The 21,001-nt window shown below is 59.0% G+C and carries 21 protein-coding genes; 12 read left to right on the top strand and 9 right to left on the bottom strand.

Annotated features, from left to right (window positions below; genetic code table 11):
- A partial coding sequence (locus PFH44_RS07115; protein WP_283824660.1) for a nucleoside hydrolase occupies positions 1-310 on the top strand: 310 nt, incomplete at its 5' end.
- Positions 311-315: 5 nt separating this feature from the next.
- Here the strand turns inward: PFH44_RS07115 and PFH44_RS07110 are convergent.
- Positions 316-1,218, bottom strand: a complete 903-nt coding sequence (locus PFH44_RS07110; RefSeq protein WP_283824659.1) for a LysR family transcriptional regulator — start codon at positions 1,216-1,218, stop codon at positions 316-318.
- A gap of 92 nt (positions 1,219-1,310) precedes the next feature.
- On the opposite strand from PFH44_RS07110, the gene PFH44_RS07105 reads away from it, so the two are divergent.
- The 3 genes from PFH44_RS07105 (at position 1,311) to PFH44_RS07095 (ending at position 3,393) form a co-directional block, all read left to right on the top strand.
- Positions 1,311-1,940 carry an alanyl-tRNA editing protein gene (locus PFH44_RS07105; protein ID WP_283824658.1) on the top strand — a complete coding sequence of 210 codons (630 nt, stop codon included), beginning with the start codon at positions 1,311-1,313 and terminating at the stop codon, positions 1,938-1,940.
- Positions 1,941-2,054: 114 nt separating this feature from the next.
- Positions 2,055-2,618 carry a glucose-6-phosphate isomerase family protein gene (locus tag PFH44_RS07100; protein WP_045860004.1) on the top strand — a complete coding sequence of 188 codons (564 nt, stop codon included), beginning with the start codon at positions 2,055-2,057 and terminating at the stop codon, positions 2,616-2,618.
- Positions 2,611-3,393, top strand: a complete 783-nt coding sequence (locus PFH44_RS07095; RefSeq protein WP_045860002.1) for a glucose-6-phosphate isomerase family protein — start codon at positions 2,611-2,613, stop codon at positions 3,391-3,393. Before PFH44_RS07100 ends, PFH44_RS07095 begins: the two co-directional genes overlap by 8 nt.
- Positions 3,394-3,473: 80 nt before the next feature.
- On the opposite strand, the gene PFH44_RS07090 is transcribed toward PFH44_RS07095, so the two are convergent.
- Genes PFH44_RS07090 through PFH44_RS07070 form a run of 5 tightly spaced genes read right to left on the bottom strand, consistent with a single transcriptional unit; the run spans position 3,474 to position 7,784 of the window.
- Positions 3,474-4,292, bottom strand: a complete 819-nt coding sequence (locus tag PFH44_RS07090) for a PTS system mannose/fructose/sorbose family transporter subunit IID (protein WP_045859999.1) — start codon at positions 4,290-4,292, stop codon at positions 3,474-3,476.
- The gene (locus PFH44_RS07085; RefSeq protein WP_283824661.1) at positions 4,292-5,089 is read right to left on the bottom strand and encodes a PTS mannose/fructose/sorbose/N-acetylgalactosamine transporter subunit IIC; all 798 of its coding nucleotides are present in this window, start codon (positions 5,087-5,089) and stop codon (positions 4,292-4,294) included. The genes PFH44_RS07090 and PFH44_RS07085 overlap by 1 nt, the downstream gene beginning before the upstream one ends.
- A gap of 10 nt (positions 5,090-5,099) precedes the next feature.
- A complete protein-coding gene (locus tag PFH44_RS07080; RefSeq protein ID WP_045859996.1) occupies positions 5,100-5,594 on the bottom strand; it encodes a PTS sugar transporter subunit IIB in 495 nt (164 codons plus the stop codon).
- A 12-nt stretch (positions 5,595-5,606) separates the two neighbouring features.
- Positions 5,607-6,035 carry a PTS sugar transporter subunit IIA gene (locus PFH44_RS07075; protein WP_283824657.1) on the bottom strand — a complete coding sequence of 143 codons (429 nt, stop codon included), beginning with the start codon at positions 6,033-6,035 and terminating at the stop codon, positions 5,607-5,609.
- Positions 6,036-6,038: 3 nt separating this feature from the next.
- Positions 6,039-7,784, bottom strand: a complete 1,746-nt coding sequence (locus PFH44_RS07070; RefSeq protein ID WP_283824656.1) for a class I mannose-6-phosphate isomerase — start codon at positions 7,782-7,784, stop codon at positions 6,039-6,041.
- 189 nt (positions 7,785-7,973) lie between these two features.
- On the opposite strand from PFH44_RS07070, the gene PFH44_RS07065 reads away from it, so the two are divergent.
- The 5 genes from PFH44_RS07065 (at position 7,974) to PFH44_RS07045 (ending at position 15,286) form a co-directional block, all read left to right on the top strand.
- Positions 7,974-9,008 (top strand): LacI family DNA-binding transcriptional regulator, encoded by a 1,035-nt coding sequence (locus PFH44_RS07065; RefSeq protein WP_283824655.1) that lies wholly within the window; start codon positions 7,974-7,976, stop codon positions 9,006-9,008.
- A gap of 206 nt (positions 9,009-9,214) precedes the next feature.
- The gene (dapB, locus tag PFH44_RS07060; protein WP_283824654.1) at positions 9,215-10,036 is read left to right on the top strand and encodes a 4-hydroxy-tetrahydrodipicolinate reductase; all 822 of its coding nucleotides are present in this window, start codon (positions 9,215-9,217) and stop codon (positions 10,034-10,036) included.
- Between the two features lie 458 nt (positions 10,037-10,494).
- Positions 10,495-11,643 (top strand): glutamine-hydrolyzing carbamoyl-phosphate synthase small subunit, encoded by a 1,149-nt coding sequence (gene carA, locus PFH44_RS07055; RefSeq protein WP_041143997.1) that lies wholly within the window; start codon positions 10,495-10,497, stop codon positions 11,641-11,643.
- A 16-nt stretch (positions 11,644-11,659) separates the two neighbouring features.
- Positions 11,660-14,884, top strand: coding sequence for a carbamoyl-phosphate synthase large subunit (gene carB, locus PFH44_RS07050; protein WP_283824653.1), 3,225 nt, complete (start codon positions 11,660-11,662; stop codon positions 14,882-14,884).
- 168 nt (positions 14,885-15,052) lie between these two features.
- Entirely contained in the window at positions 15,053-15,286 is a 234-nt protein-coding gene (locus tag PFH44_RS07045) for a YgdI/YgdR family lipoprotein (RefSeq protein WP_041143999.1), read from the top strand.
- Between the two features lie 54 nt (positions 15,287-15,340).
- Here the strand turns inward: PFH44_RS07045 and PFH44_RS07040 are convergent, their stop codons facing one another.
- Genes PFH44_RS07040 through idnO form a run of 3 tightly spaced genes read right to left on the bottom strand, consistent with a single transcriptional unit; the run spans position 15,341 to position 17,114 of the window.
- On the bottom strand, positions 15,341-15,808 hold the full coding sequence (locus tag PFH44_RS07040) for a NanQ anomerase/TabA/YiaL family protein (protein WP_283824652.1): 468 nt from the start codon (positions 15,806-15,808) through the stop codon (positions 15,341-15,343).
- On the bottom strand, positions 15,805-16,335 hold the full coding sequence (locus PFH44_RS07035; RefSeq protein WP_133600691.1) for a gluconokinase: 531 nt from the start codon (positions 16,333-16,335) through the stop codon (positions 15,805-15,807). The genes PFH44_RS07040 and PFH44_RS07035 overlap by 4 nt, the downstream gene beginning before the upstream one ends.
- A 14-nt stretch (positions 16,336-16,349) precedes the next feature.
- On the bottom strand, positions 16,350-17,114 hold the full coding sequence (gene idnO / locus PFH44_RS07030) for a gluconate 5-dehydrogenase (protein ID WP_123710145.1): 765 nt from the start codon (positions 17,112-17,114) through the stop codon (positions 16,350-16,352).
- Positions 17,115-17,402: 288 nt separating this feature from the next.
- Here idnO and PFH44_RS07025 point away from each other — a divergent pair, with 288 nt between their 5' ends.
- The 3 genes from PFH44_RS07025 to PFH44_RS07015 all read left to right on the top strand — a co-directional run bounded on the left by PFH44_RS07025 (position 17,403) and on the right by PFH44_RS07015 (position 20,951).
- The gene (locus tag PFH44_RS07025) at positions 17,403-18,395 is read left to right on the top strand and encodes a LacI family DNA-binding transcriptional regulator (protein ID WP_045859976.1); all 993 of its coding nucleotides are present in this window, start codon (positions 17,403-17,405) and stop codon (positions 18,393-18,395) included.
- Between the two features lie 210 nt (positions 18,396-18,605).
- On the top strand, positions 18,606-19,556 hold the full coding sequence (locus PFH44_RS07020) for a 2-hydroxyacid dehydrogenase (RefSeq protein WP_283824651.1): 951 nt from the start codon (positions 18,606-18,608) through the stop codon (positions 19,554-19,556).
- Positions 19,557-19,646: 90 nt separating this feature from the next.
- Positions 19,647-20,951 (top strand): MFS transporter, encoded by a 1,305-nt coding sequence (locus PFH44_RS07015; protein WP_045859972.1) that lies wholly within the window; start codon positions 19,647-19,649, stop codon positions 20,949-20,951.
- Positions 20,952-21,001: the final 50 nt, after the last annotated feature.

Below are 21,001 nucleotides of genomic sequence, written 5' to 3'. Positions count from 1 at the left end.
CACGGTGCCGACGCTCAACAGGACCGGCAAAATGCTCCACGCGCTGTTCAGCCACTACCGCAGCGGCAGCATGGAGAGCGGGCTGCGCATGCATGACCTGTGCGCGATCGCCTGGCTGGTTCGTCCCGAGCTGTTTACCCTTAAATCGTGCTTTGTGGCGGTCGAAACGCAGGGGCGCTGGACGGCGGGCACCACGGTCGTGGACATCGAAGGCCGCCTTGGTCAGCCGGCGAACGCCAGCGTGGCGCTGGATCTGGACGTCGCAGGCTTCCAGCGTTGGGTCGCGGAGGTTCTGGCGCTGGCGCCATAGGTCCTTTAGCGGCGATAAATTTTCTCGCTAAGATAGTCAATCATGGCCCGCATCCTGGCGGGCATATGCTTATTTCCCGCCCACAGCAGCCACAGCTCGCCGGAGTAGCTGCTGATAAACTCCCATTCCGCCAGCACCAGGACGATCTCCCCGCGCTCCAGCGCTTCGCGGGCGGTAAACAGCGGCAGGCTGCCAATGCCTAAATCCTGCTTCACCGCATCCAGCCGCACGGCGGTGTGGTTGGCCGCGTAGCGCCCTCGGGTCTGTACGATTTCCGTTTTGCCTTCACGACGAAATTTCCAGCGCGCATCGGCGGGCGTTTCGCCGAGGCTGATGCAGCTATGGTCGCGCAGATCCTGCGGATTTTGCGGCGCGCCGTGCTGGCGTAAATAGTGCGGGGTGGCGCAGATGACGTGGCTGACCGGCATCAGCGGCTTGCCGTGCAGCCCCGGCGAGGGAGAATGGGTGATGCGCAGCGCCAGATCGATCCCGTCGTCAATCAGGTCAAGATAGCGATCTTCGAGACGCAGGCAGACGTCAACCTGCGGAAAGCGGGCGAGAAACTCGCTCATTAGCGGATGGATAACAAACCGCCCGACGGCCTTCGGCACGCTGAGCGTCAGCTTGCCCTGCGCCACCTGCTGGGCGCTGCCGGCCGCATCCATCGCCAGGCGCGCGGATTCCAGCATCTCCAGCGCATGGGCGTAAACCGTCTTGCCGGCATCGCTCAGGCGAAGTTTGCGCGTGGAGCGGTGCAGCAGCTTGCTGCCCATCTCCCGCTCAAGGCGCGAGACGCTGCGGCTGACCGCCGAGGGCGTGGTCCCCGTAAGCCGGGCGACCGCGGAAAAGCTGCCCTGCTCGACGATTTGCACGAAGAGGGCCAAATCGGGAAGTAAGCTTAAGTTCATTTGTGCTCTCCAGGCAAAGGTGCATTGACACGGGACGGGATTATCGCTGTGCGTATTATCAATATACTGTGCGTAAAGAGAGGAGAACAACCATGACCGAACGTCTTTATTACACCAGCGATGCCACCGAAGGGCGCGCGCGGGTGGTGAGCTGCGTAGAGCAGGCCGATGGCCGCTACGCAATCGAGCTGGACCAAACGCTGTTTCATCCGCAGGGCGGCGGGCAGCCGGCGGATCGCGGCTGGATAGCGGATATCGCCGTCGAAGGGGTAACGGCGTTTGGCAACAGCATTCTGCACCTTGTCCCGCAGCCGCTGGCCCCGGGCGAGGTGACGATCCGCATTGATGGCGCGGCGCGGCGGCAGCATGCCCGCCTGCACTCGGCGGGCCACCTGATTGGCCTCGCGGGAGAGCAGTGCGGCTGGCAGCCGACGAAGGCCCATCACTGGCCAGGAGAGGGGCGAATTACCTTTACCTCAGGCGCTAACGCGGCCCTGCCGGAGGCCGGCGCGCTGCAGGCTAAAGTTGCCGCCTGGCGGGCGGAAAACCTGCCGCGCCATATCTACGTGGCCGACGGGCTGCGCAGGGTAGGGTTTGGTTCGCTGCCTGATTATCCCTGCGGCGGAACCCACGTTGCCAGCCTTTCTGAGCTGGGCGAGGTGGTGATAACCCAGGTGAAAATGAAAAAGGGTCAGCTGATCGTGAGCTACACGCTGGCGTGAAGGCGCCTTTGAAGCCCGCCTGTGACGTGCGCTACAAAGTCATCCGTCCGCTCTTGGGTTAATCGATTAATCTGCTAAGCTGATTCTGCTGTTCTCCTTGGGCCGGAGACCAATATGAATGCTATCTTTTTCCAGCCACCTCAGGTGGCGTGGGCCAGCGGCCTGTTTTCCGACGGTCCGCTGCTGCGCAAGTCGACTCGTATTGCGGATCTGCACGGCGTTTTTGCCGATGAGCGAACCCGTCTGACCATGGCGGGCGACCGGGTGGTATACGAGGTTGAAATGCTCGATACCTCCTCCGCACCGGGCGAGCTCTATACCGGCGTCACCCACCTCTATCCCGGCAAGGTCGGGGATGAGTTTTTTATGACCCGCGGGCACTTTCACGCCCGCCGTGAGCAGGGCGAAGTCTACTTCGGCCTGCGCGGCAGCGGCCTGCTGCTGCTGCAAAACGAGCGCGGGGAAACCCGTCTGGAGCAGGTTTTCGCCGGCTCGGTGCACGTTATCCCCGGCTATACCGCCCACCGCTTAATTAACACCGGCGCCGACACGCTATCGGCGCTGGCGGTGTGGCCCGCCGCTGCGGGACATGATTATGCGGCGCTGGACGGCGGCTTCAGGCTGCGGGTCGTCGAGGAGAACCGGAGGATTCAGGCAAAGGAGGTGCAGAATGGCTGATTCCGCTCGCGCCTGGGGCCTGGATATGACCATTCACCAGCGCCCGCTTGGTTTCGGCTACGGCAATGACGTGACCGGACCGATGCCGGAGATCCGTCGTCTCGATCAGATCCGCGCCTCGCTGCGCGATCCGCACTGCGAAGGGCCGGACGAGGTCTACGCGATCGCCATGGACGTGGCGCGCATGCAGGATCGCGATGAGCTAAAAAAACGCATGCTGCTGTTTGGCGTCGTGACCTACGCCGCCGGAAGGCTGGGGGAAGAGCCGGTGCGCAGCCAGGGCCATATCCACCGCATCAGCCAGCACAGCGGCTGGTCGCCGCCGGAGCTGTATGAAATCTGGCAGGGGAAGGCGATTATCTATATGCAGGAGCGGGTGGAAGACGACCCCGGCCGCTGCTTTGCGGTGATTGCCGAACCCGGCGATAAGGTGCTGGTGCCGCCGGGCTGGGGGCACGCGACGATTTCCGCCGATCCCGAGGTGCCGCTCACCTTCGGCGCCTGGTGCGATCGGGAGTACGGGTTTGAATATGATGCCGTGCGGGCGTATAAGGGGCTGGCGTGGTACCCGCTGCTGCAGGATAACCACGTCGTCTGGCAGCACAATTCACGCTATCTTCCCGGCCGCCTGCAGGCGATTACGCCGCGCCGGTACGTTGAGTTTGGCCTCACCTCCGCGCCGATTTATCAGCAGTTTATCGACGATCCCGCCCGCCTGCAGTTTATCTCCAGCCCGGACAGGACGGCGGAGCTGTGGCACAACTTCCATCCATAAAAAAACCGGGGCGATGCCCCGGTTGCGAGAATAACGGCTAAGGTGGCGCCCCGGTTTGCGAACCGGGGTATTCTTCGCGGCTAGCCGGCAAACAGACCGCTGGCGACGCCCGCCGCGGCCAGCAGCAGCAGCATGACCATCGCCTTCACCGGCGAAACGCCGCGCTTCGCCATGAGGTACCAGGTCCCCAGCACCACCACCAGCGGCAGGAGCTGCGGGAATATGCCGTCCAGCATCTGCTGGACGTGGATATTGACGCCGTCGCGGGTAATGAACTCCAGCCCGGTTCCCAGCTTCACGTAGCTCGCCGCGACGCCGCCCATCACGAAGACGCCGAGCAGCGACAGGGCCTCGCGCAGGCGGGTGGAGCGGCTGCTGACCAGCATCTCCACCGAGCCTGAGCCCATTTTGTAGCCCTTTAAAAACAGGAACCACGAGCCGGGGATAATAATCGCCAGCCAGGCGACGATATAGAACAGCGGCCCAAGGACGTTGCCGCCAGCCGCCAGTGCCATACCGATGCTCAGCAGGATAGGGATCAGCATCCCCGGGATCATCGAGTCGCCGATCCCGGCGATCGGTCCCATCAGGCCAACCTTCAGGGTGTTGATCGTCTCACCGTCGATGGGCTCGCCGTTGGCCTTTTTCTCTTCCAGCCCGAGCACCATTCCGTTGACGATCGCGCCGATCTGCGGCTCGGTGTTGTAGAAAGAGGCGTGGCGGCGCAGCATTTCCGTGCGCTGGGCCGCGTCGGGATAGAGCTTTTTCGCCACCGGCAGCATGCTCAGGCAGAAGCCGAACGACTCCAGGCGCTCAAAGCTCATCGACGAGAGGTTGTGCATCATCCACGCCCGCCAGCAGCGGCGCAGATCTTTACGGTTCAGGGTACGTTCTTCCATCAGAATTCATCCTCATCATCGACGGCCGGCCTGTTGCCCGCGGCCTGCTGCGGTTCCGGCTTATAGTTGTAGTGGATCAGCGCCAGCAGCGAGCCCACAATCACCAGCGCGACCATATTGAGCTTTAAAAAGACGATGCAGACGAAGCCGACGAGAAAATAGATCAGCATGCTGTAGTTCTTGATGATCTGTTTAAGCAGAATCGCGATCCCCACCGCCGGCAGAATGCCGCCGAGCACGTTCATCGTGGAGAGCACGATTCTCGGCAGGCTGTCCATAAAGCCGCTGATGTACTGGGCGCCAAAATAGACCGCAATAAAGGTGGGAACAAAGCGCAGCACGAAGTTACTGACCTGCGGCCAGATGGCGCTGTTCAGATAAAGGCCGCGCTCATCGCCGCGATCCAGCGCCACGTCGGCGCGATGGTTCCAGAAGGAGTTCAGCACCATCATCGCGTTGAACAAAATCGTGCCGGCGATTCCGATAGTCGCCGCCAGCGCCACCGCGACCTCCGGTCCCTTACCCGATAAAATCCCCAGCGCAATCGCCGGCCAGGCGACGAAGTTAAGGTCGGCGGGCATCGAGCCGCCCGGCGTCACCATGGCGATATACACCGCCTGGACCGCAACGCCTATCAAGATCCCGGTCTTCAGGTCGCCCAGAATCAGGCCGACCAGCATGCCGGAGACCAGCGGCCGGCTAATCAGATACCAGCCGCCGGTCAGGCCTAAAAGCCAGGGGCTGCTGAGGGCCCCCAGGTAGCAAAGAATGCCAATCAGCGTCGCTTCGATAATCATCATCCGCTCCTTATTTCAGCTTCTGCCGCGCGTCCTGCCAGCTGTAGCAGCCGGCATCCGGCACCAGACGGAATTCAACGTGATGCCCGCGCTGCACCAGCCAGTCGAAGGCGGCGATCTCGGCGGCATTAACCGACTGATTTGGCCCAATGGTGGTGGTGTCGGCGCGGGCGCTCATCGGGCCAACGTTGATTTTGCCGTTGGCATTTTTCAGGCTGATCCCCGCCGCTTCCAGGCGCTGTAAGGTGACCGGGGATTTGCCTATCACGAAATAGCGTTTCTCGCTGGCGATGACTTTGGGTAGTTTTTCAATGGCCGTGGCGGTGTCGAACAGCCAGACCTTGAGGTCCTGCACGGCGCCTTTCATCACCGATGAGAGCAGCGGGTCGGCCGCGACGGCGTCGTCAATCGCTACGATGCCGTCGCAGGGCAGCTCTTTGGCCCAGCGCGTCACGAGCTGCCCATGGATCACCCGGTCGTCAATACGTACAAAAGAGATACTCATAAGCGTTTTCCTCTAAAAATCATCTGGCTGAACGGCTAAAACCGGGTTGGCTTTAATCAGGGTGGGTACGGTTAACGCCAGCAGCCGTTCGGCAGCGGCGTGGACATCCTTCAGGTGGAGAATCTCTTCACACTGCAGCAGCATCGGGAAATTCACCCCCGCCAGCACGGCGACGGGGGGCGCTGTTTGCGCAGCGAAGGCGTGCAGGCAGGCGACGTTCCACGGCGTTCCGCTTTGCATATCGCACAGCACCAGTACGCCGTCGGCCTGCCGTCCGGCCCACTCCAGCGCGCGGGAAAAATCCTGCTTAAAGCCCTCAATGCCCGCCTGCTCGTCGAGGGTGACGGTGGAGATATAGGGCAGCTCGCCGTACACCATCCGCCCGCTGGCCAGCAGGGCGTCAGCCAGCGGGCCGTGAGTGGCAACAATAACGTTAATCATTTCTTATCCTCTTACCCAGGCTTTGATGGTGGCCAGCTGCTGTCCGATGCCCTGACCCGCCGGCGAAATGCGGTACTCCCCGACGGCGGCCGGAACGATGAAGGTCTCGGCGTAGCGCACGCTGAAGGGGGCAAAGGCGCCGCTCGGGCTATCGACTACGGCTTCCGCGCCCTCCACCAGGTTCAGAACGTTAACCCCGCCGTGGGTATGGTGCGTGACCGGCGCGCTGAACCAGTGGCGGCGGGTTTCAATAAACTCGCGCTCGTGCATGCCCGTGCGCTCCTCCCGCCAGCCTTCGCCTTCGGCAAAGGGCTCAATGCGGTTAACCAGGTTGTCGTTGACCCATTGGGTATCGCGCTGCCAGTCGATGACCTGTTCGCCGTGCTGCAGATGCACCGGGCGAGGCCGTCCGTCTAAACCTAAACGCCCCCAATCCCAGAGCTTGAAGGTGAAGATATACGGCGTCGCGCTGATTTCGAGCACCATCGTGCCGCTTCCCGAGCAGTGCACCGTACCGGCAGGGATAAGAAAGTGATCGTGCTTGCGCGCCGGGATTTGGTTAACGAAACGCCGATCGTCAAAGGCCTTCTCGCCGCGGCCGGCGGCCTGCAGATCGGCGAGCATCTCCTGCGGTTCGATCCCCGTTTTCGTCCCCAGATAGACGACGGCTTCCGGCTCCGCCTCGAGGATGTAGTAGCTCTCATCCTGGGTGTAGTGCATGCCAAACTGCTGCTGGATATATTCGGTTACCGGATGAACCTGGAAACTCAGGTTTTGCCCGCCGATAGTGTCGAGAAAATCGAAACGGATCGGGAACTCGGCGCCGAAGCGGGCGTGGACTTTTTCACCCAGCAGCGCGCGGGGGTGCAGCAACACCAGGTCCTGAGAGGGGATCTCGATCCGTACGTCACCAAAACGCAGTAACAGGCTGTTTTCCTCGGGCACGCAATCAAAACACCACGCGTAGTTGGCGGCCGTAGGATCGAGATCGAATCGTTGCTTCATCCACTGGCCGCCCCAGACGCCGGGATCGAAGAAGGGGGCGACGCGGAACGGTTGAGCGGTGGTCTGCTGCAGCCCGGCGCGCAGCGCTTCGCCGCTGACCAGGGCCGGAGCCTCTTTTACCGTGGTATCGAGTAAAAAATCGGCGCGCTTGAGCAGCGGTACCTTATGGCGATCGAAGACGCGCCACTCAATGAAAAAGGCGCGCTTGTAGCGGCGGAGGATATCTTCATCCTGGTTATCCGCGCCCCAGTTCCCCAGGCCGCTGTGGCGCATGCGCTGCTGGATCTCCCAGCGCGGCATGTCGGCGTACACCAGCAGATCGCCGGGATGAACCAGCGCCGCGCCTGGCCCGTAGATGACCACCACGCCCCCGGCTTCAGCGGTAACCTGCTGGCGCAGCTGCTCCAGCTTATTGGGATCAAAAAACTCCTCAAGATGGTGGCAGGAGAGCACGCCAAACACGCGGTCGTCGGTAAGATTGCGCGCCAGCAGAGTGTGGATGGCCTGCTCGTCGCGGCGGGCAGATTCGACGTTAAGGCTCAGCGCGGCGCCGAGCGCCGGCAGCAGATGCTGTTCCAGCTCTTCCAGCCGCACGCCCGGATAGCAGTCGATAACCAGCACGGTTTTCGCGGCCGTCGAGGCTCTGGCGCTAAGCGCGGCACGGATGGACTCCCAGCCCCGGCAGGCGTGGTCGTCATAGCCCCGAACCGCAACCTCAGGGTATTTGTTATAGGTGGTGTGCATTTTCATTCTCCATATTGGCTAAATGAAGATTAATCGATTAACCTTGTTTTGACAGCGTGGTTAACGCGATTAACCCGCCATAATCGACAAGTCAGGGGGTGAAGTGGCCTTTAATGTGAAGGCAGTCACAGGGAAAAAACCAAAATTTAGGTTATTCGATTAACCTGAGGCGAATAAACGGGAGGGATGATGACGACAGTGACGCTGGCGCAGGTGGCAGAGAGAGCAGGGGTATCAACGGCGACCGTCTCGATGGTGCTGCGTAACCGGGGACGGATTTCACAGGCCACGCGCGAAAGGGTACTGAAGGCGCTGGATGACGCGGGCTATGTTTACAATCAGACCGCCGCCAATCTGCGCAATCGCAGCAGCAATCAGGTCGGGCTGCTGCTGCACGATATTACCAACCCCTTTTACGGCGAGATGACGGCGGGGCTGAGCCATGAGATGGAGCGGCACGATCTGCTGCTGTTTCTGGCTAACAGCGAAGAGTCCGGCGAACGCCAGCAAAAATTTGTCGATTCGCTGATGCGCAATAATGCCTGCGGCATGGTGCTGTGCGCCGCGCGGGAGACGCCGGCCTCATTTTTTGAGGCCCTGAAGCGGCGCAATATTCCGGCCATTATGGTGGTTCGCCCGCTCAGCGATCCGGATTTTGATTTCGTCGGCACCGACAACTTCCTCGGTACCCAGATGGCGACGCGACACCTGCTGAAAATGGGCCATCAGAATATTGCCTTTATCGGCGGCAGCCCGAGCTCAGGCACCCGGGCGCAGCGTATTGGCGGCTTTACCAGCACGCTGCTGGAAAGTGGGATTTCGCCGAATTCGCAGTGGATTGTGACCGCGCAGGCCAGCCAGATCGACGGCGCAAAGGTGGCGGAAGTGCTGCTCTCCCGCTATCCGGAGATCACGGCGGCGGTCTGCTATCAGGATATTGTGGCGCTGGGGGTGATGCAGGCGCTGCGCAAAACGGGCCGGGAGCCGGGGCGGGATTTTGCGCTGGTGGGCTTCGATGATATTACCGAAGCGGCGCTGGTTCAGCCGGCGCTGACCACCGTATCGGTAGCGGCAAAAGAGATCGGCCGTAAAGCGGGGGAGCTGCTGTATAGCCGTATTCAGGGTAACGATGAGCCGCCGAAACGGATCATCCTGCCGCCGGCGCTGGTCATCCGTGAATCATGCGGGTTTCGCCGGGAAGAATCAGCGATATCAGGCCATTAGCGGCGCATGTCGCGCGCTATCTGCTGGGGGAACGGCGCTTCGCCAGACGATATCGTTGCAGCGGGCGATGACAAACATATAGTTTTTACTGATATCGACCGCGGTTTGTCATAAATTTCTAATTATCGGCGTTTTTGAGTAGCGGCCCATCGATGGGCTGGTTACTCTGAAAACAATTTACGTAAAGTTAACAAAAGAGAATAGCTATGCATGATGCACAAATCCGCGTGGCCATCGCCGGCGCGGGCGGCCGGATGGGACGCCAGTTAATCCAGGCGGTACAGCAGATGGACGGCGTGGCGCTTGGCGCGGCGCTGGAGCGCGATGGCTCCTCCCTGATCGGCAGCGACGCCGGTGAGCTGGCGGGCGCGGGCAAGATGGGCGTCACGGTGCAAAGCAGCCTGACGGCGGTGAAAGAGAGTTTTGACGTGCTGATCGATTTCACCCGTCCGGAAGGGACGCTGGCCCACCTCGCATTCTGCCGCGAGCACGGTAAAGGGATGGTGATCGGCACCACCGGTTTTGATGACGCCGGAAAACAGGCCATTCGCGATGCGGCGCAGGAGATTGCTATCGTCTTCGCGGCTAACTTCAGCGTCGGCGTTAACGTCATGCTCAAGCTGCTGGAAAAGGCGGCGAAGGTGATGGGCGACTACACTGATATTGAAATTATCGAAGCGCATCACCGCCATAAAGTGGATGCCCCGTCGGGTACCGCGCTGGCGATGGGCGAGGCGATTGCCGGTGCGCTAAACAAAGATCTGAAAGATTGCGCGGTCTACAGTCGCGAAGGTTATACCGGCGAACGCGTTCCGGGAACGATCGGCTTTGCCACGGTACGCGCGGGGGATATCGTCGGCGAACATACGGCGATGTTCGCCGATATTGGCGAGCGAATCGAGATCACCCATAAAGCCTCAAGCCGAATGACGTTTGCCAACGGTGCGGTTCGCTCGGCATTGTGGCTGAAGGGCAAGAAAAGTGGCCTCTTTGATATGCGAGATGTCCTTGATTTGAACGCTTTATAAGATTTATTACCCATCGTGATGTGGTTATGGCATTCAATAAGTAATTGATTGCAGAGGGCAATGTTTTATTGCCCTTTTTATTTTCAGCCAGTTTTTATCTATTTTTAATTAGAATTTATATAATTGACGCTTATCCTCCTTGTTTCTGTTATTTTTATGTAAATTTTGACCATCCGGTCTACTTTTTCACATTAATAAGCCATGTTTTACAACCCAGACGCTGCGCAAGCGTTTTCTAACGCTACTTTGTTGATCTTTTTAGCTGCTAAAGCAGCGCTAATGGGCCAGTGGCGTAAAATGATATTAAAAATATGCGCTTTAAGTTGACTTTTGCCCGACATCTCTCCAGAATGCCGCCGTTTGCCAGAAATCCATAGGTAAGCAAATTTGCATTGATTCATGCTACGCGAATGCATTAATATGCAAATAAAGTGAGTGAATATTCTCTGGAGGGTGTTTTGATTAAGTCAGCGCTATTGGTTCTGGAAGACGGAACCCAGTTTCACGGTCGGGCCATCGGGGCAACGGGCACGGCGGTTGGGGAAGTCGTTTTCAATACTTCAATGACCGGTTATCAAGAAATCCTCACTGATCCTTCCTATTCCCGCCAAATTGTCACTCTTACTTATCCCCATATCGGTAACGTCGGCACCAACGCCGCCGACGAAGAGTCTTCCCAGGTACATGCTCAGGGTCTGGTTATTCGCGACCTGCCGCTGATTGCCAGCAACTTCCGTAATACCGAAGACCTCTCTTCTTACCTCAAGCGCCATAACATCGTGGCGATTGCCGATATCGATACCCGTAAGCTGACCCGCCTGCTGCGTGAAAAAGGCGCGCAGAACGGCTGCATCATCGTTGGCGATAGCCTCGATGCGCAGCTGGCGCTGGAAAAGGCAAAAGCATTCCCGGGCCTCAACGGGATGGATCTGGCGAAGGAAGTCACCACCTCAGAAACCTACGGCTGGACGCAGGGTAGCTGGACTCTGGAGGGCGACCTGCCGGAAGCGAAGGCGGAAAGCGAGCTGCCGTTCCACGTAGTGGCCTATGATTTCGGCGCTAAGCGCAACATCCTGCGCATGCTGGTGGACCGCGGCTGCCGCCTGACGGTCGTGCCGGCAAAAACCTCTGCGGAAGAGGTGCTGAAAATGAATCCGGACGGCATCTTCCTCTCCAACGGCCCCGGTGACCCGGCGCCGTGCGACTATGCGATTGAGGCCATTGAGCAATTCCTCACCACCGATATTCCGGTATTCGGCATCTGCCTCGGCCATCAGCTGCTGGCGCTGGCGAGCGGAGCGAAGACCGTTAAGATGAAGTTCGGCCACCACGGCGGCAACCACCCGGTTAAAGATATTGATAATAACGTGGTGATGATTACCGCGCAGAACCACGGTTTTGCGGTAGACGAAGCCTCCATGCCGGCTAACCTGCGGGTGACCCACAAGTCGCTGTTCGACGGCACGCTGCAGGGCATTCACCGCACCGATAAGCCGGCCTTCAGCTTCCAGGGACACCCGGAGGCGAGCCCAGGCCCGCACGATGCCGCGCCGTTGTTCGACCATTTCATCGAGTTAATTGAGCAGTACCGCCAGTCAGCGAAATAATCAGGAGAAAAAAGCCATGCCAAAACGTACAGACATAAAAAGCATCCTGATTCTTGGCGCTGGCCCGATCGTTATCGGCCAGGCTTGTGAATTTGACTACTCTGGCGCCCAGGCCTGTAAGGCCCTGCGCGAAGAGGGTTACCGCGTCATTCTGGTGAACTCTAACCCGGCCACCATCATGACCGACCCGGAAATGGCCGATGCCACCTATATTGAGCCGATCCACTGGGAAGTGGTACGCAAAATTATCGAAAAAGAGCGTCCGGACGCCGTGCTGCCGACCATGGGCGGCCAGACCGCGCTGAACTGCGCGCTGGAGCTCGAACGTCAGGGCGTGCTGGAAGAGTTTGGCGTGACTATGATTGGCGCCACCGCCGATGCGATTGATAAAGCGGAAGACCGCCGTCGCTTCGACGTGGCGATGAAAAAAATTGGCCTCGACACCGCGCGTTCCGGTATCGCGCACACCATGGAAGAAGCGCTGGCGGTTGCCGCTGACGTGGGCTATCCGTGCATCATCCGTCCCTCCTTCACCATGGGCGGAACCGGCGGCGGTATCGCCTATAACCGCGAAGAGTTTGAAGAAATTTGTACCCGCGGCCTCGATCTCTCTCCAACCAACGAACTGCTGATCGATGAATCGCTGATCGGCTGGAAAGAGTACGAGATGGAAGTGGTGCGCGATAAGAACGATAACTGCATCATCGTCTGCTCCATCGAAAACTTCGACGCGATGGGCATCCACACCGGCGACTCCATCACCGTGGCTCCGGCGCAGACCCTGACCGATAAAGAGTATCAGGTGATGCGTAACGCCTCGATGGCGGTGCTGCGCGAAATCGGCGTGGAAACCGGCGGCTCCAACGTTCAGTTCTCGGTGAACCCGAAAGACGGTCGCCTGATTGTTATCGAAATGAACCCGCGCGTATCGCGCTCTTCGGCGCTGGCCTCGAAAGCGACCGGCTTCCCGATTGCCAAAGTGGCGGCGAAGCTGGCGGTGGGCTACACCCTTGACGAGCTGATGAACGACATCACCGGCGGCCGTACCCCGGCATCGTTCGAACCCTCTATCGACTACGTCGTCACCAAGATCCCGCGCTTCAACTTCGAGAAGTTCGTCGGCGCTAACGACCGCCTGACCACGCAGATGAAATCGGTCGGCGAAGTGATGGCGATTGGCCGCACCCAGCAGGAGTCGCTGCAGAAAGCGCTGCGCGGCCTGGAAGTGGGCGCGACCGGCTTTGACCCTAAAGTGAGCCTCGACGACCCGGAAGCGCTGACCAAAATTCGCCGCGAGCTGAAAGACGCCGGCGCCGAGCGTATCTGGTATATCGCCGACGCCTTCCGCGCGGGCCTGTCCGTCGACGGCGTTTTCAACCTGACCAACATCGATCGCTGGTTCCTGATGCAGATTGAAGAGCTGGTGCGCCTGGAAGAGAAAGTGGAAGAGGCCGGCATCAACGGCCTTGACGCCGACTTCCTGCGGATGCTGAAGCGTAAAGGCTTTGCCGATGCGCGCCTGGCTAAGCTGGCGGGCGTGCGCGAAGCGGAAATCCGCAAGCTGCGCGACCAGTACAACCTGCACCCGGTCTACAAGCGCGTGGATACCTGCGCGGCGGAGTTCGCAACGGATACCGCCTACATGTACTCCACCTATGAAGACGAGTGTGAAGCGAACCCGTCGGTTGACCGCGATAAAATTATGGTGCTTGGCGGCGGCCCGAACCGTATCGGCCAGGGTATTGAGTTCGATTACTGCTGCGTGCACGCCTCGCTGGCGCTGCGCGAAGATGGTTACGAAACCATTATGGTTAACTGTAACCCGGAAACCGTCTCCACCGACTACGACACCTCCGACCGCCTGTACTTTGAGCCGGTAACCCTCGAAGACGTGCTGGAAATCGTGCGTATCGAGAAGCCGAAGGGCGTTATCGTCCAGTACGGCGGCCAGACTCCGCTGAAGTTGGCGCGCGCGCTGGAAGCGGCCGGCGTACCGGTTATCGGCACCAGCCCGGACGCGATTGACCGTGCGGAAGACCGCGAGCGTTTCCAGCAGGCGGTTGACCGTCTGAAGCTGAAGCAGCCGGCGAACGCCACCGTGACCGCGATTGAGATGGCCGTTGAGAAGGCCAAAGAGATTGGCTACCCGCTGGTGGTGCGTCCGTCCTACGTTCTTGGCGGTCGGGCGATGGAAATCGTTTACGACGAAGTCGACCTGCGTCGCTACTTCCAGACCGCGGTAAGCGTCTCTAACGATGCGCCGGTGCTGCTGGACCGTTTCCTTGACGATGCGGTAGAAGTCGACGTTGACGCTATCTGCGACGGCGAGATGGTGCTGATTGGCGGCATTATGGAGCACATCGAGCAGGCCGGCGTTCACTCCGGTGACTCCGCATGCTCGCTGCCGGCCTACACCCTGAGCCAGGACATCCAGAACGTGATGCGCGAGCAGGTGCAGAAGCTGGCCTTCGAGCTGCAGGTACGCGGCCTGATGAACGTCCAGTTCGCGGTCAAAAACAACGAAGTGTATCTGATTGAAGTGAACCCGCGCGCGGCGCGTACCGTCCCCTTTGTCTCCAAGGCCACCGGCGTTCCGCTGGCGAAAGTGGCGGCACGCGTAATGGCTGGCCAAACGCTGGCGCAGCAGGGCGTGACCAAAGAGATTATCCCGCCGTATTACTCGGTAAAAGAGGTGGTGCTGCCGTTCAACAAGTTCCCGGGCGTTGACCCGCTGTTAGGGCCAGAAATGCGCTCTACCGGGGAAGTGATGGGCGTCGGCCGCACCTTTGCGGAAGCGTTCGCCAAGGCGCAGCTGGGCAGCAGCTCGACGATGAAAAAACAGGGCCGCGCGCTGCTCTCCGTTCGTGAAGGCGACAAAGAGCGCGTGGTGGACCTCGCGGCTAAGCTGCTGAAGTTTGGTTTCGAACTGGATGCGACCCACGGGACCGCGATTGTCCTCGGTGAAGCCGGGATCAACCCGCGTCTGGTGAACAAGGTGCATGAAGGTCGTCCGCATATTCAGGACCGCATCAAGAATGGCGAATACACCTACATCATCAACACCACCGAAGGCCGCCAGGCGATTGAAGACTCCAAGCTGATTCGCCGCAGCGCCCTGCAGTACAAGGTGCACTACGACACCACCTTGAACGGCGGCTTCGCCACGGCGATGGCGCTGAACGCCAACGCCATGGAGAAGGTGACCTCGGTTCAGGAAATGCACGCGCAAATCAAAAAATAAGCCGTGCCGGCGCTGCCGGCTGCGCAACAAAACGGGCTAACGCTATCGTCGGCCCGTTTTTTTATGTCGGCCATCTTCGGAGAGTTCTGCTTTTAACTGCCTCCCGGCTCGGGCTAACTATAATTAGCACGATAACAATACTCATTGACGGAAAAACAGGAGGATACAATGCGGAACAAAATTCTGGTGGCATCCGCGCTGGCAGCGACGGCGGTGTTGTTTGTGGCGGGGTGTTCATCAAACCAGTCGCTGAAAACCACCGATGGCAGAACCATCGTCACCGACGGCAAGCCGCAGGTCGATAGCGATACCGGCATGGTCTCGTACAAAAATGCCGCAACCGGCCGCACCGAACAGATCAATCGCGATCAGGTGAAATCGATGGACGAGCTGGATAACTAAGCGTTATCCATGGCCCCGCGAGGGTGAGTGCGGGGCCGGTTATCGCGACCGGTTCTACAGCAGGGCGTGGTCTATCTTGACGATAATTTTACGCAGCGGCGCGCCTGCATCCATGGCGCCCATCGGCCGATGAAGCTCGCCGGGAAACAGAATCGCCAGCTCCTCAGGATGTAAATGAATCAGCGTTTCGCTGCTAATCCCGGTGCAAAAGCCAATATCATGGGCGTCCTTAAACGGCCCGTCCGCGGTGATGGTCAGCCCTTTATTCCCCGCCCCAATAATCTCAACGCCTGCCAGCACGATGTGAATATCGATGTACTGACGATGGTATTCCGGGCGCTGTTCCGCCAGCGGGCGCGTCTGGCCTTCGACGACGGTGAAAAACAGGTTATCGCCATCGACCGTATATTTCCCCGGCGGCAGGGAGTGCGGCTCCTGCTGGGCGACGGCCTGCAGCGCCTGGCGAATAACCGACGGATAGAACGTATTTTTGGCCGCGGCGGCTAAGGTATCAATAATCATGCCGGCATTCCCTGTAGTGATTGAGGCTCAAGTAAATTTAATGACTGCGCCACGATGCTGGCGACGTCGGGGGCAATATCAACGGCTAAAATATCGCGCTCGCTGGCGTCCGGCGCTTCCAGGGCGGCAAACTGGCTGCGCAGCAGCGCCTCCGGCATAAAGTGCCCCTTACGCTGCTGCATCCGCTGCAGAATGCATTCGTACTCGCCGGTCAGCCACAGAAAGCGCAGGTTGCCGCTGCCTTCGCGCAGCCGATCGCGGTAGCGCTTCTTCAGGGCCGAGCACACCAGCACGCCCGACTCATTCTTCTGCTCAAGGCTAAAAATCACGTCCGCGATCCGCTCCAGCCACGGCCCGCGGTCTTCGTCATTGAGCGGCTGGCTGGCGGCCATTTTGACGATATTCTGCCGCGGATGAAGATCGTCTCCGTCGATAAATTTTGCGCCGAGCGCCTGGGCTAACGCCTGGCCGACGGTGGTCTTTCCGGTGCCTGAGACACCCATCAAAATAATGCATTGCCCTGCCATAATGCGCTCCTTACTTAGACTGCAACCAGCATACCGCCGTCGACGAACAGCAGATGGCCGTTGACGAAATCAGAGGCTTTAGAGGACAGGAACACCGCGGCGCCAACCAGCTCCTGCGGATCGCCCCAGCGGGCGGCCGGCGTGCGCTTGCACAGCCAGTCGGTGAAGGCTTTATCATCAACCAGCGCCTGGGTCATGGCGGTTTTAAAGTAGCCCGGCGCGATGCCGTTGACCTGGACGTTATAGCGTGCCAGTTCGACGCACATGCCGCGGGTCAACATTTTTACCGCACCTTTGGCGGCGGCGTACGGCGTGATGGTGTCGCGACCAAGCTCGCTCTGCATTGAGCAGATATTGACGATTTTCCCGCGCTGGCGAGCGACCATCCGCTTAGCCACCGCCTGGGAGACGAGAAATACCGCGGTTTGGTTCACGGAAATAACATCGTTCCATTCCTGCAGCGGAAATTCGGTAAACGGATGGCGCCGCTGAATGCCCGCATTATTAAATAACACATCGATAGCGCCAATTTCCTCTTCGATTTTACCAATCGCCTGCTCGACGGAATCAGCATCGGTAACATTAAATACCGCCGCGTGAGCGATGGCGCCTTCATCACGTAATTTCATGACCGCATCATCTGCACGGGGGGCAGAAATATCGTTGATAATAATTTCTGCGCCATATTGTGCAAGGCCCTGGGCCATGACAAAACCAATGCCTTGTCCGGCGCCAGTAATTAAAATTCGTTTGCCCTGTAAGCTGAAAAGATCTTTCATCTTGATATCCTGATTAACGGCTGAATATAAATGACGGTGTTCGCTTTTATTCCTGATTCACGAAAAGGCAAAGCGGAAGAACCTGTGCTCTATCTCACGGATTTTTGCCGGGTAAAACCGTGATCGAGATCACTCAAAACGGTGTTACGAAAAGGGGTTACATTAAACGTGAGGCCGGGCGTAAATTACCGTTACTCAAAGGGTTAACGAGAGTGAGGTTCGATTCTCTTTTTGTTCATCGGCAGGCATAATAACCTGATGCAGTGGACGTATTTGACGGGCAGGTAGATGAAAGCACAACGCATAACGCTCAATGATATTGCAGCGCTGGCTGGCGTAACCAAAATGACCGTCAGCCGCTATTTACGGACGCCGGATAAAGTTAAACCGGAGACGGCGGAGCGCATCGCCAGCGTGATTGCGGAAATTGGCTACGAGCCCGACCCCGACAACCCGGCGATGATCGGCGTCGTCGTGCCGCGCATTGGCGTACTGATCCCCTCCTTTCATAACCAAATCTTTGCCGACCTGCTGGCCGGTATTGAATCGGTTACCGCCGCGCACGGCTATCAGACGCTGGTGGTGAACTATGATTATGACCGCCAGCGCGAAGAGGAGCAGATAGCCGCCGTGCTGGCCTTTAACGTCAAGGGCCTGCTGCTGACCGAATCGGCTCACACCCTGCGGGCCGATAAGTACCTCAATGCGGCGAAAATTCCCGTTGCGGAAGTGATGGGCCTGACCGACAACCCGGGGCGTATCAACGTGGGCTTTGACAACTTCAAGGCCGGTTTCGATATGACCAATATGCTGCTGGCGAGCGGCAAACGGCAGATCGTCTATTTTGGCGCGATGTCCGACGTGCGCGACGAGCAGCGCTACGCCGGCTACTGCCAGGCGATGGAAAATGCCGGGCTGACGGTGGGGCGCATCGCGCCGAACAAGGTGTCGTCGGTATCGATCGGTACCGGGATGATGACCCTGGCGCGCCAGATGTATGCCCGCATGGACGGCATTCTGTGCACCAATGACGACCTGGCGGTTGGCGTGTTACAGGAGTGCCTGGCATCAGGTATCAACGTGCCGGAAGAGCTGGCGATAGCCGGTTTTCATGGCCTGGAAATCGGCCAGATTATCTCCCCGCGTCTGGCGAGCGTCCTGACGCCGCGCTTTGAAATGGGCAAGGTGGCAACCGAGATATTAATCAAAAAAATCAAAGGGCTGCCGACCATCGAAAAGGTCGATCTGCACTATCGCCTGTCGATGGGGGAGACCATATAGCGCCTGCGGCGTGGCGATGGCGCCGTGTTAGCAGAAAGTTAACGTACGATCCGCCCGAGGCCCGCAATCCGCGGGTTTTGTCTTATCGATCACGGACGGTGTAACAGCTATTTTTAACACGATTCAGCGTGATGCAGATCGCAAAATGCTGCGACAAAAACCCGTTTGATAGTGGCTACAGTCGTTATGAAACTTCAAACAGGTGATCCGATGAATAGTGCTATTACCCGATCCGTCCTTTTAGTCGCCCCCGTTATTGAGACCTTACAGGCGCAGCTGGCCGCCGAATTCCCGCTGCTGCGCCTGTACGAGCAGGAAGATCCGATCGCCTTTTTGCGCGAGCAGGGGGAGAACGTGGCGGCCGTGGTGACCCGCGGGGACGTCGGCGTGCAGAACGGGGTGCTTGAGCTGCTGCCGCACGTTGGCCTGATTGCTATCTTCGGCGTCGGCACCGACGCGGTGGATTTAGAGTACGTCCGCTCCCGGCAGATTGCCGTCTCCATTACCTCCGGCGTGCTGACCAACGATGTCGCCGATCTGGCGATGGGGCTGCTGCTTGCCGGCTCGCGCCAGCTCTGTCAGGGCGACCGTTTTGTGCGTGAAGGCCGCTGGCTGAACGGCGGCCTGCCGCTGGCAACTCAGGTCAGCGGCAAGCGTATCGGCATTCTGGGGATGGGCAATATCGGCCAGGCCATTGCCCGCCGCGCCCGCGGTTTTGATATGCAGGTGCTCTATACCGACCGTAAGCAGGTTGCCGGACTCGATTATCAGTGGTGCGCCGACCTGCATACCCTGGCCCATGAAAGCGACTTTTTGGTGATCGCCGCCTCCGGCGGTGAAGCCAACCGCGGGATTATCGATGCCTCGGTCTTTAACGTGATGCCGAAACGGGCGTGGCTTATCAACATCGCCCGCGGATCGCTGGTCGATGAAAAGGCGCTGATTCAGGCGTTACAGGACGGTGTTATCGCCGGGGCCGCTCTCGACGTTTTTGAGGATGAACCGCGGGTTCCCGCCGAACTGATTGCGCTCGACAACGTGGTCCTGCAACCGCACGTGGCCAGCGCAACCCATGAAACTCGCCAGAAAATGAGCGACGTGGTTTTTGCTAACGTCGCCGCTTATTTTTCCGGCAAGCCGCTGCCTAACGCTATTAATTAGCGCTCTTATTTTTATACCCAGCGCCAATAAGAACCTGGTGGGACAGGTTCTTAAATGACAACGATAACCTCTGCATAGAGAGTGCGAAATATGAATGATAAAATTCCCGGCACCCGCTGGCTGCGTATTATTACGCCGGTGCTGATCGCCTGTATTATTTCGTTTATGGATCGGGTTAATATTAGTTTTGCTTTGCCCGGCGGCATGGAAGAGGATTTAGGTATTACCAGCCAGATGGCCGGCGTTGCTAGCGGTATATTTTTTATTGGCTATTTATTCCTGCAAATACCCGGTGGGCGGATTGCGGTTAACGGCAGCGGAAAACGTTTTATTGCCTGGTCGCTGGTGGCCTGGGCGATCGTGTCGGTGGCGACCGGCTTTGTGACCCACGAATATCAGCTGCTGGTTCTGCGCTTTATTCTCGGCGTTTCCGAGGGCGGGATGCTGCCGGTGGTCCTGACGATGGTCAGCAACTGGTTCCCGGAAAAAGAGCTGGGCCGGGCCAACGCCTTCGTCATGATGTTTGCTCCGCTGGGCGGCATGCTGACCGCTCCGGTCTCCGGCGCCATTATTGCCGCGCTCGACTGGCGCTGGCTGTTTATTATCGAAGGGCTGCTGTCGCTGGTGGTGCTGGCGGTGTGGTGGTTCATGATTAGCGACCGTCCGGAAGAGGCCCGCTGGCTTCCGGAGAAGGAGCGCGACTATCTGGTCACCACCCTCGCCGCCGAGCGGGCGGCAAAACTTGCTGAAGATGCGGTGAGCAACGCGCCGGTAAAAGACGTGTTCCGCAATTCCGGGCTGATGAAGCTGGTGATCCTCAACTTCTTCTACCAGACCGGCGATTACGGCTACACCCTGTGGCTGCCGACCATTCTTAAAGGGCTGACCGGCGGCAATATGGCCAGCGTCGGCCTGCTGGCGGTGCTGCCGTTCGTCGCCACCCTCGCCGGGATCTACGTGATTTCACTGTTTAGCGATCGCAGCGGCAAGCGCCGGCTGTGGGTTCGCTTCTCGCTCTACAGCTTCGCCGCGGCGCTGGTGGCGTCGGTGGTGCTGCGCGACCACGTGGTCGCCGCCTATATCGCGCTGGTTATCTGCGGCTTCTTCCTTAAATCGGCCACCAGTCCGTTCTGGTCGATGCCGGGGCGGATTGCCTCAGCGGAAGTGGCCGGCAGCGCGCGCGGGGTGATTAACGGTCTCGGGAATCTCGGCGGCTTCTGCGGCCCCTACCTGGTAGGCGTGATGATCTATTTCTACGGGCAAAACGTGGCGGTCTGCGCGCTTGCCGGATCGTTACTCATTGCCGGAACCATGACCTTCCTGCTGCCGAAACGCTGCGACCTTGTCGTCAGCGAGCCTGAGGTCAGCGTCGGCAAGCAGCCGCGGAACGCGTAAAGCTAAGGCGACATAAATCACAGTTATCATTGTAAGCGTTTCGATTAACT

It is taken from the genome of Klebsiella sp. Ech2A, assembly GCF_030078455.1.
In the GTDB taxonomy this organism is placed as follows: domain Bacteria; phylum Pseudomonadota; class Gammaproteobacteria; order Enterobacterales; family Enterobacteriaceae; genus Klebsiella; species Klebsiella terrigena.
The sequence above is the reverse complement of the archived record's forward strand: the minus strand, read 5'-3'. Positions and strand labels throughout refer to the sequence as shown.

Excerpts from the sequence above, each read along its gene's own strand:
- PFH44_RS07045 (WP_041143999.1), top strand. The coding sequence starts at position 15,053 with ATGCGGAACAAAATTCTGGTGGCATCCGCGCTGGCAGCGACGGCGGTG.
- PFH44_RS07065 (WP_283824655.1), top strand. The coding sequence starts at position 7,974 with ATGACGACAGTGACGCTGGCGCAGGTGGCAGAGAGAGCAGGGGTATCA.
- PFH44_RS07015 (WP_045859972.1), top strand. The coding sequence starts at position 19,647 with ATGAATGATAAAATTCCCGGCACCCGCTGGCTGCGTATTATTACGCCG.
- PFH44_RS07085 (WP_283824661.1), bottom strand. The coding sequence starts at position 5,089 with ATGATTATCGAAGCGACGCTGATTGGCATTCTTTGCTACCTGGGGGCC.
- idnO (WP_123710145.1), bottom strand. The coding sequence starts at position 17,114 with ATGAAAGATCTTTTCAGCTTACAGGGCAAACGAATTTTAATTACTGGC.
- PFH44_RS07090 (WP_045859999.1), bottom strand. The coding sequence starts at position 4,292 with ATGGAAGAACGTACCCTGAACCGTAAAGATCTGCGCCGCTGCTGGCGG.
- PFH44_RS07100 (WP_045860004.1), top strand. The coding sequence starts at position 2,055 with ATGAATGCTATCTTTTTCCAGCCACCTCAGGTGGCGTGGGCCAGCGGC.
- dapB (WP_283824654.1), top strand. The coding sequence starts at position 9,215 with ATGCATGATGCACAAATCCGCGTGGCCATCGCCGGCGCGGGCGGCCGG.
- carB (WP_283824653.1), top strand. The coding sequence starts at position 11,660 with ATGCCAAAACGTACAGACATAAAAAGCATCCTGATTCTTGGCGCTGGC.
- PFH44_RS07105 (WP_283824658.1), top strand. The coding sequence starts at position 1,311 with ATGACCGAACGTCTTTATTACACCAGCGATGCCACCGAAGGGCGCGCG.
- PFH44_RS07075 (WP_283824657.1), bottom strand. The coding sequence starts at position 6,035 with ATGATTAACGTTATTGTTGCCACTCACGGCCCGCTGGCTGACGCCCTG.
- PFH44_RS07025 (WP_045859976.1), top strand. The coding sequence starts at position 17,403 with ATGAAAGCACAACGCATAACGCTCAATGATATTGCAGCGCTGGCTGGC.
- PFH44_RS07095 (WP_045860002.1), top strand. The coding sequence starts at position 2,611 with ATGGCTGATTCCGCTCGCGCCTGGGGCCTGGATATGACCATTCACCAG.
- PFH44_RS07020 (WP_283824651.1), top strand. The coding sequence starts at position 18,606 with ATGAATAGTGCTATTACCCGATCCGTCCTTTTAGTCGCCCCCGTTATT.
- PFH44_RS07110 (WP_283824659.1), bottom strand. The coding sequence starts at position 1,218 with ATGAACTTAAGCTTACTTCCCGATTTGGCCCTCTTCGTGCAAATCGTC.
- PFH44_RS07040 (WP_283824652.1), bottom strand. The coding sequence starts at position 15,808 with ATGATTATTGATACCTTAGCCGCCGCGGCCAAAAATACGTTCTATCCG.
- PFH44_RS07035 (WP_133600691.1), bottom strand. The coding sequence starts at position 16,335 with ATGGCAGGGCAATGCATTATTTTGATGGGTGTCTCAGGCACCGGAAAG.
- PFH44_RS07080 (WP_045859996.1), bottom strand. The coding sequence starts at position 5,594 with ATGAGTATCTCTTTTGTACGTATTGACGACCGGGTGATCCATGGGCAG.
- PFH44_RS07070 (WP_283824656.1), bottom strand. The coding sequence starts at position 7,784 with ATGCACACCACCTATAACAAATACCCTGAGGTTGCGGTTCGGGGCTAT.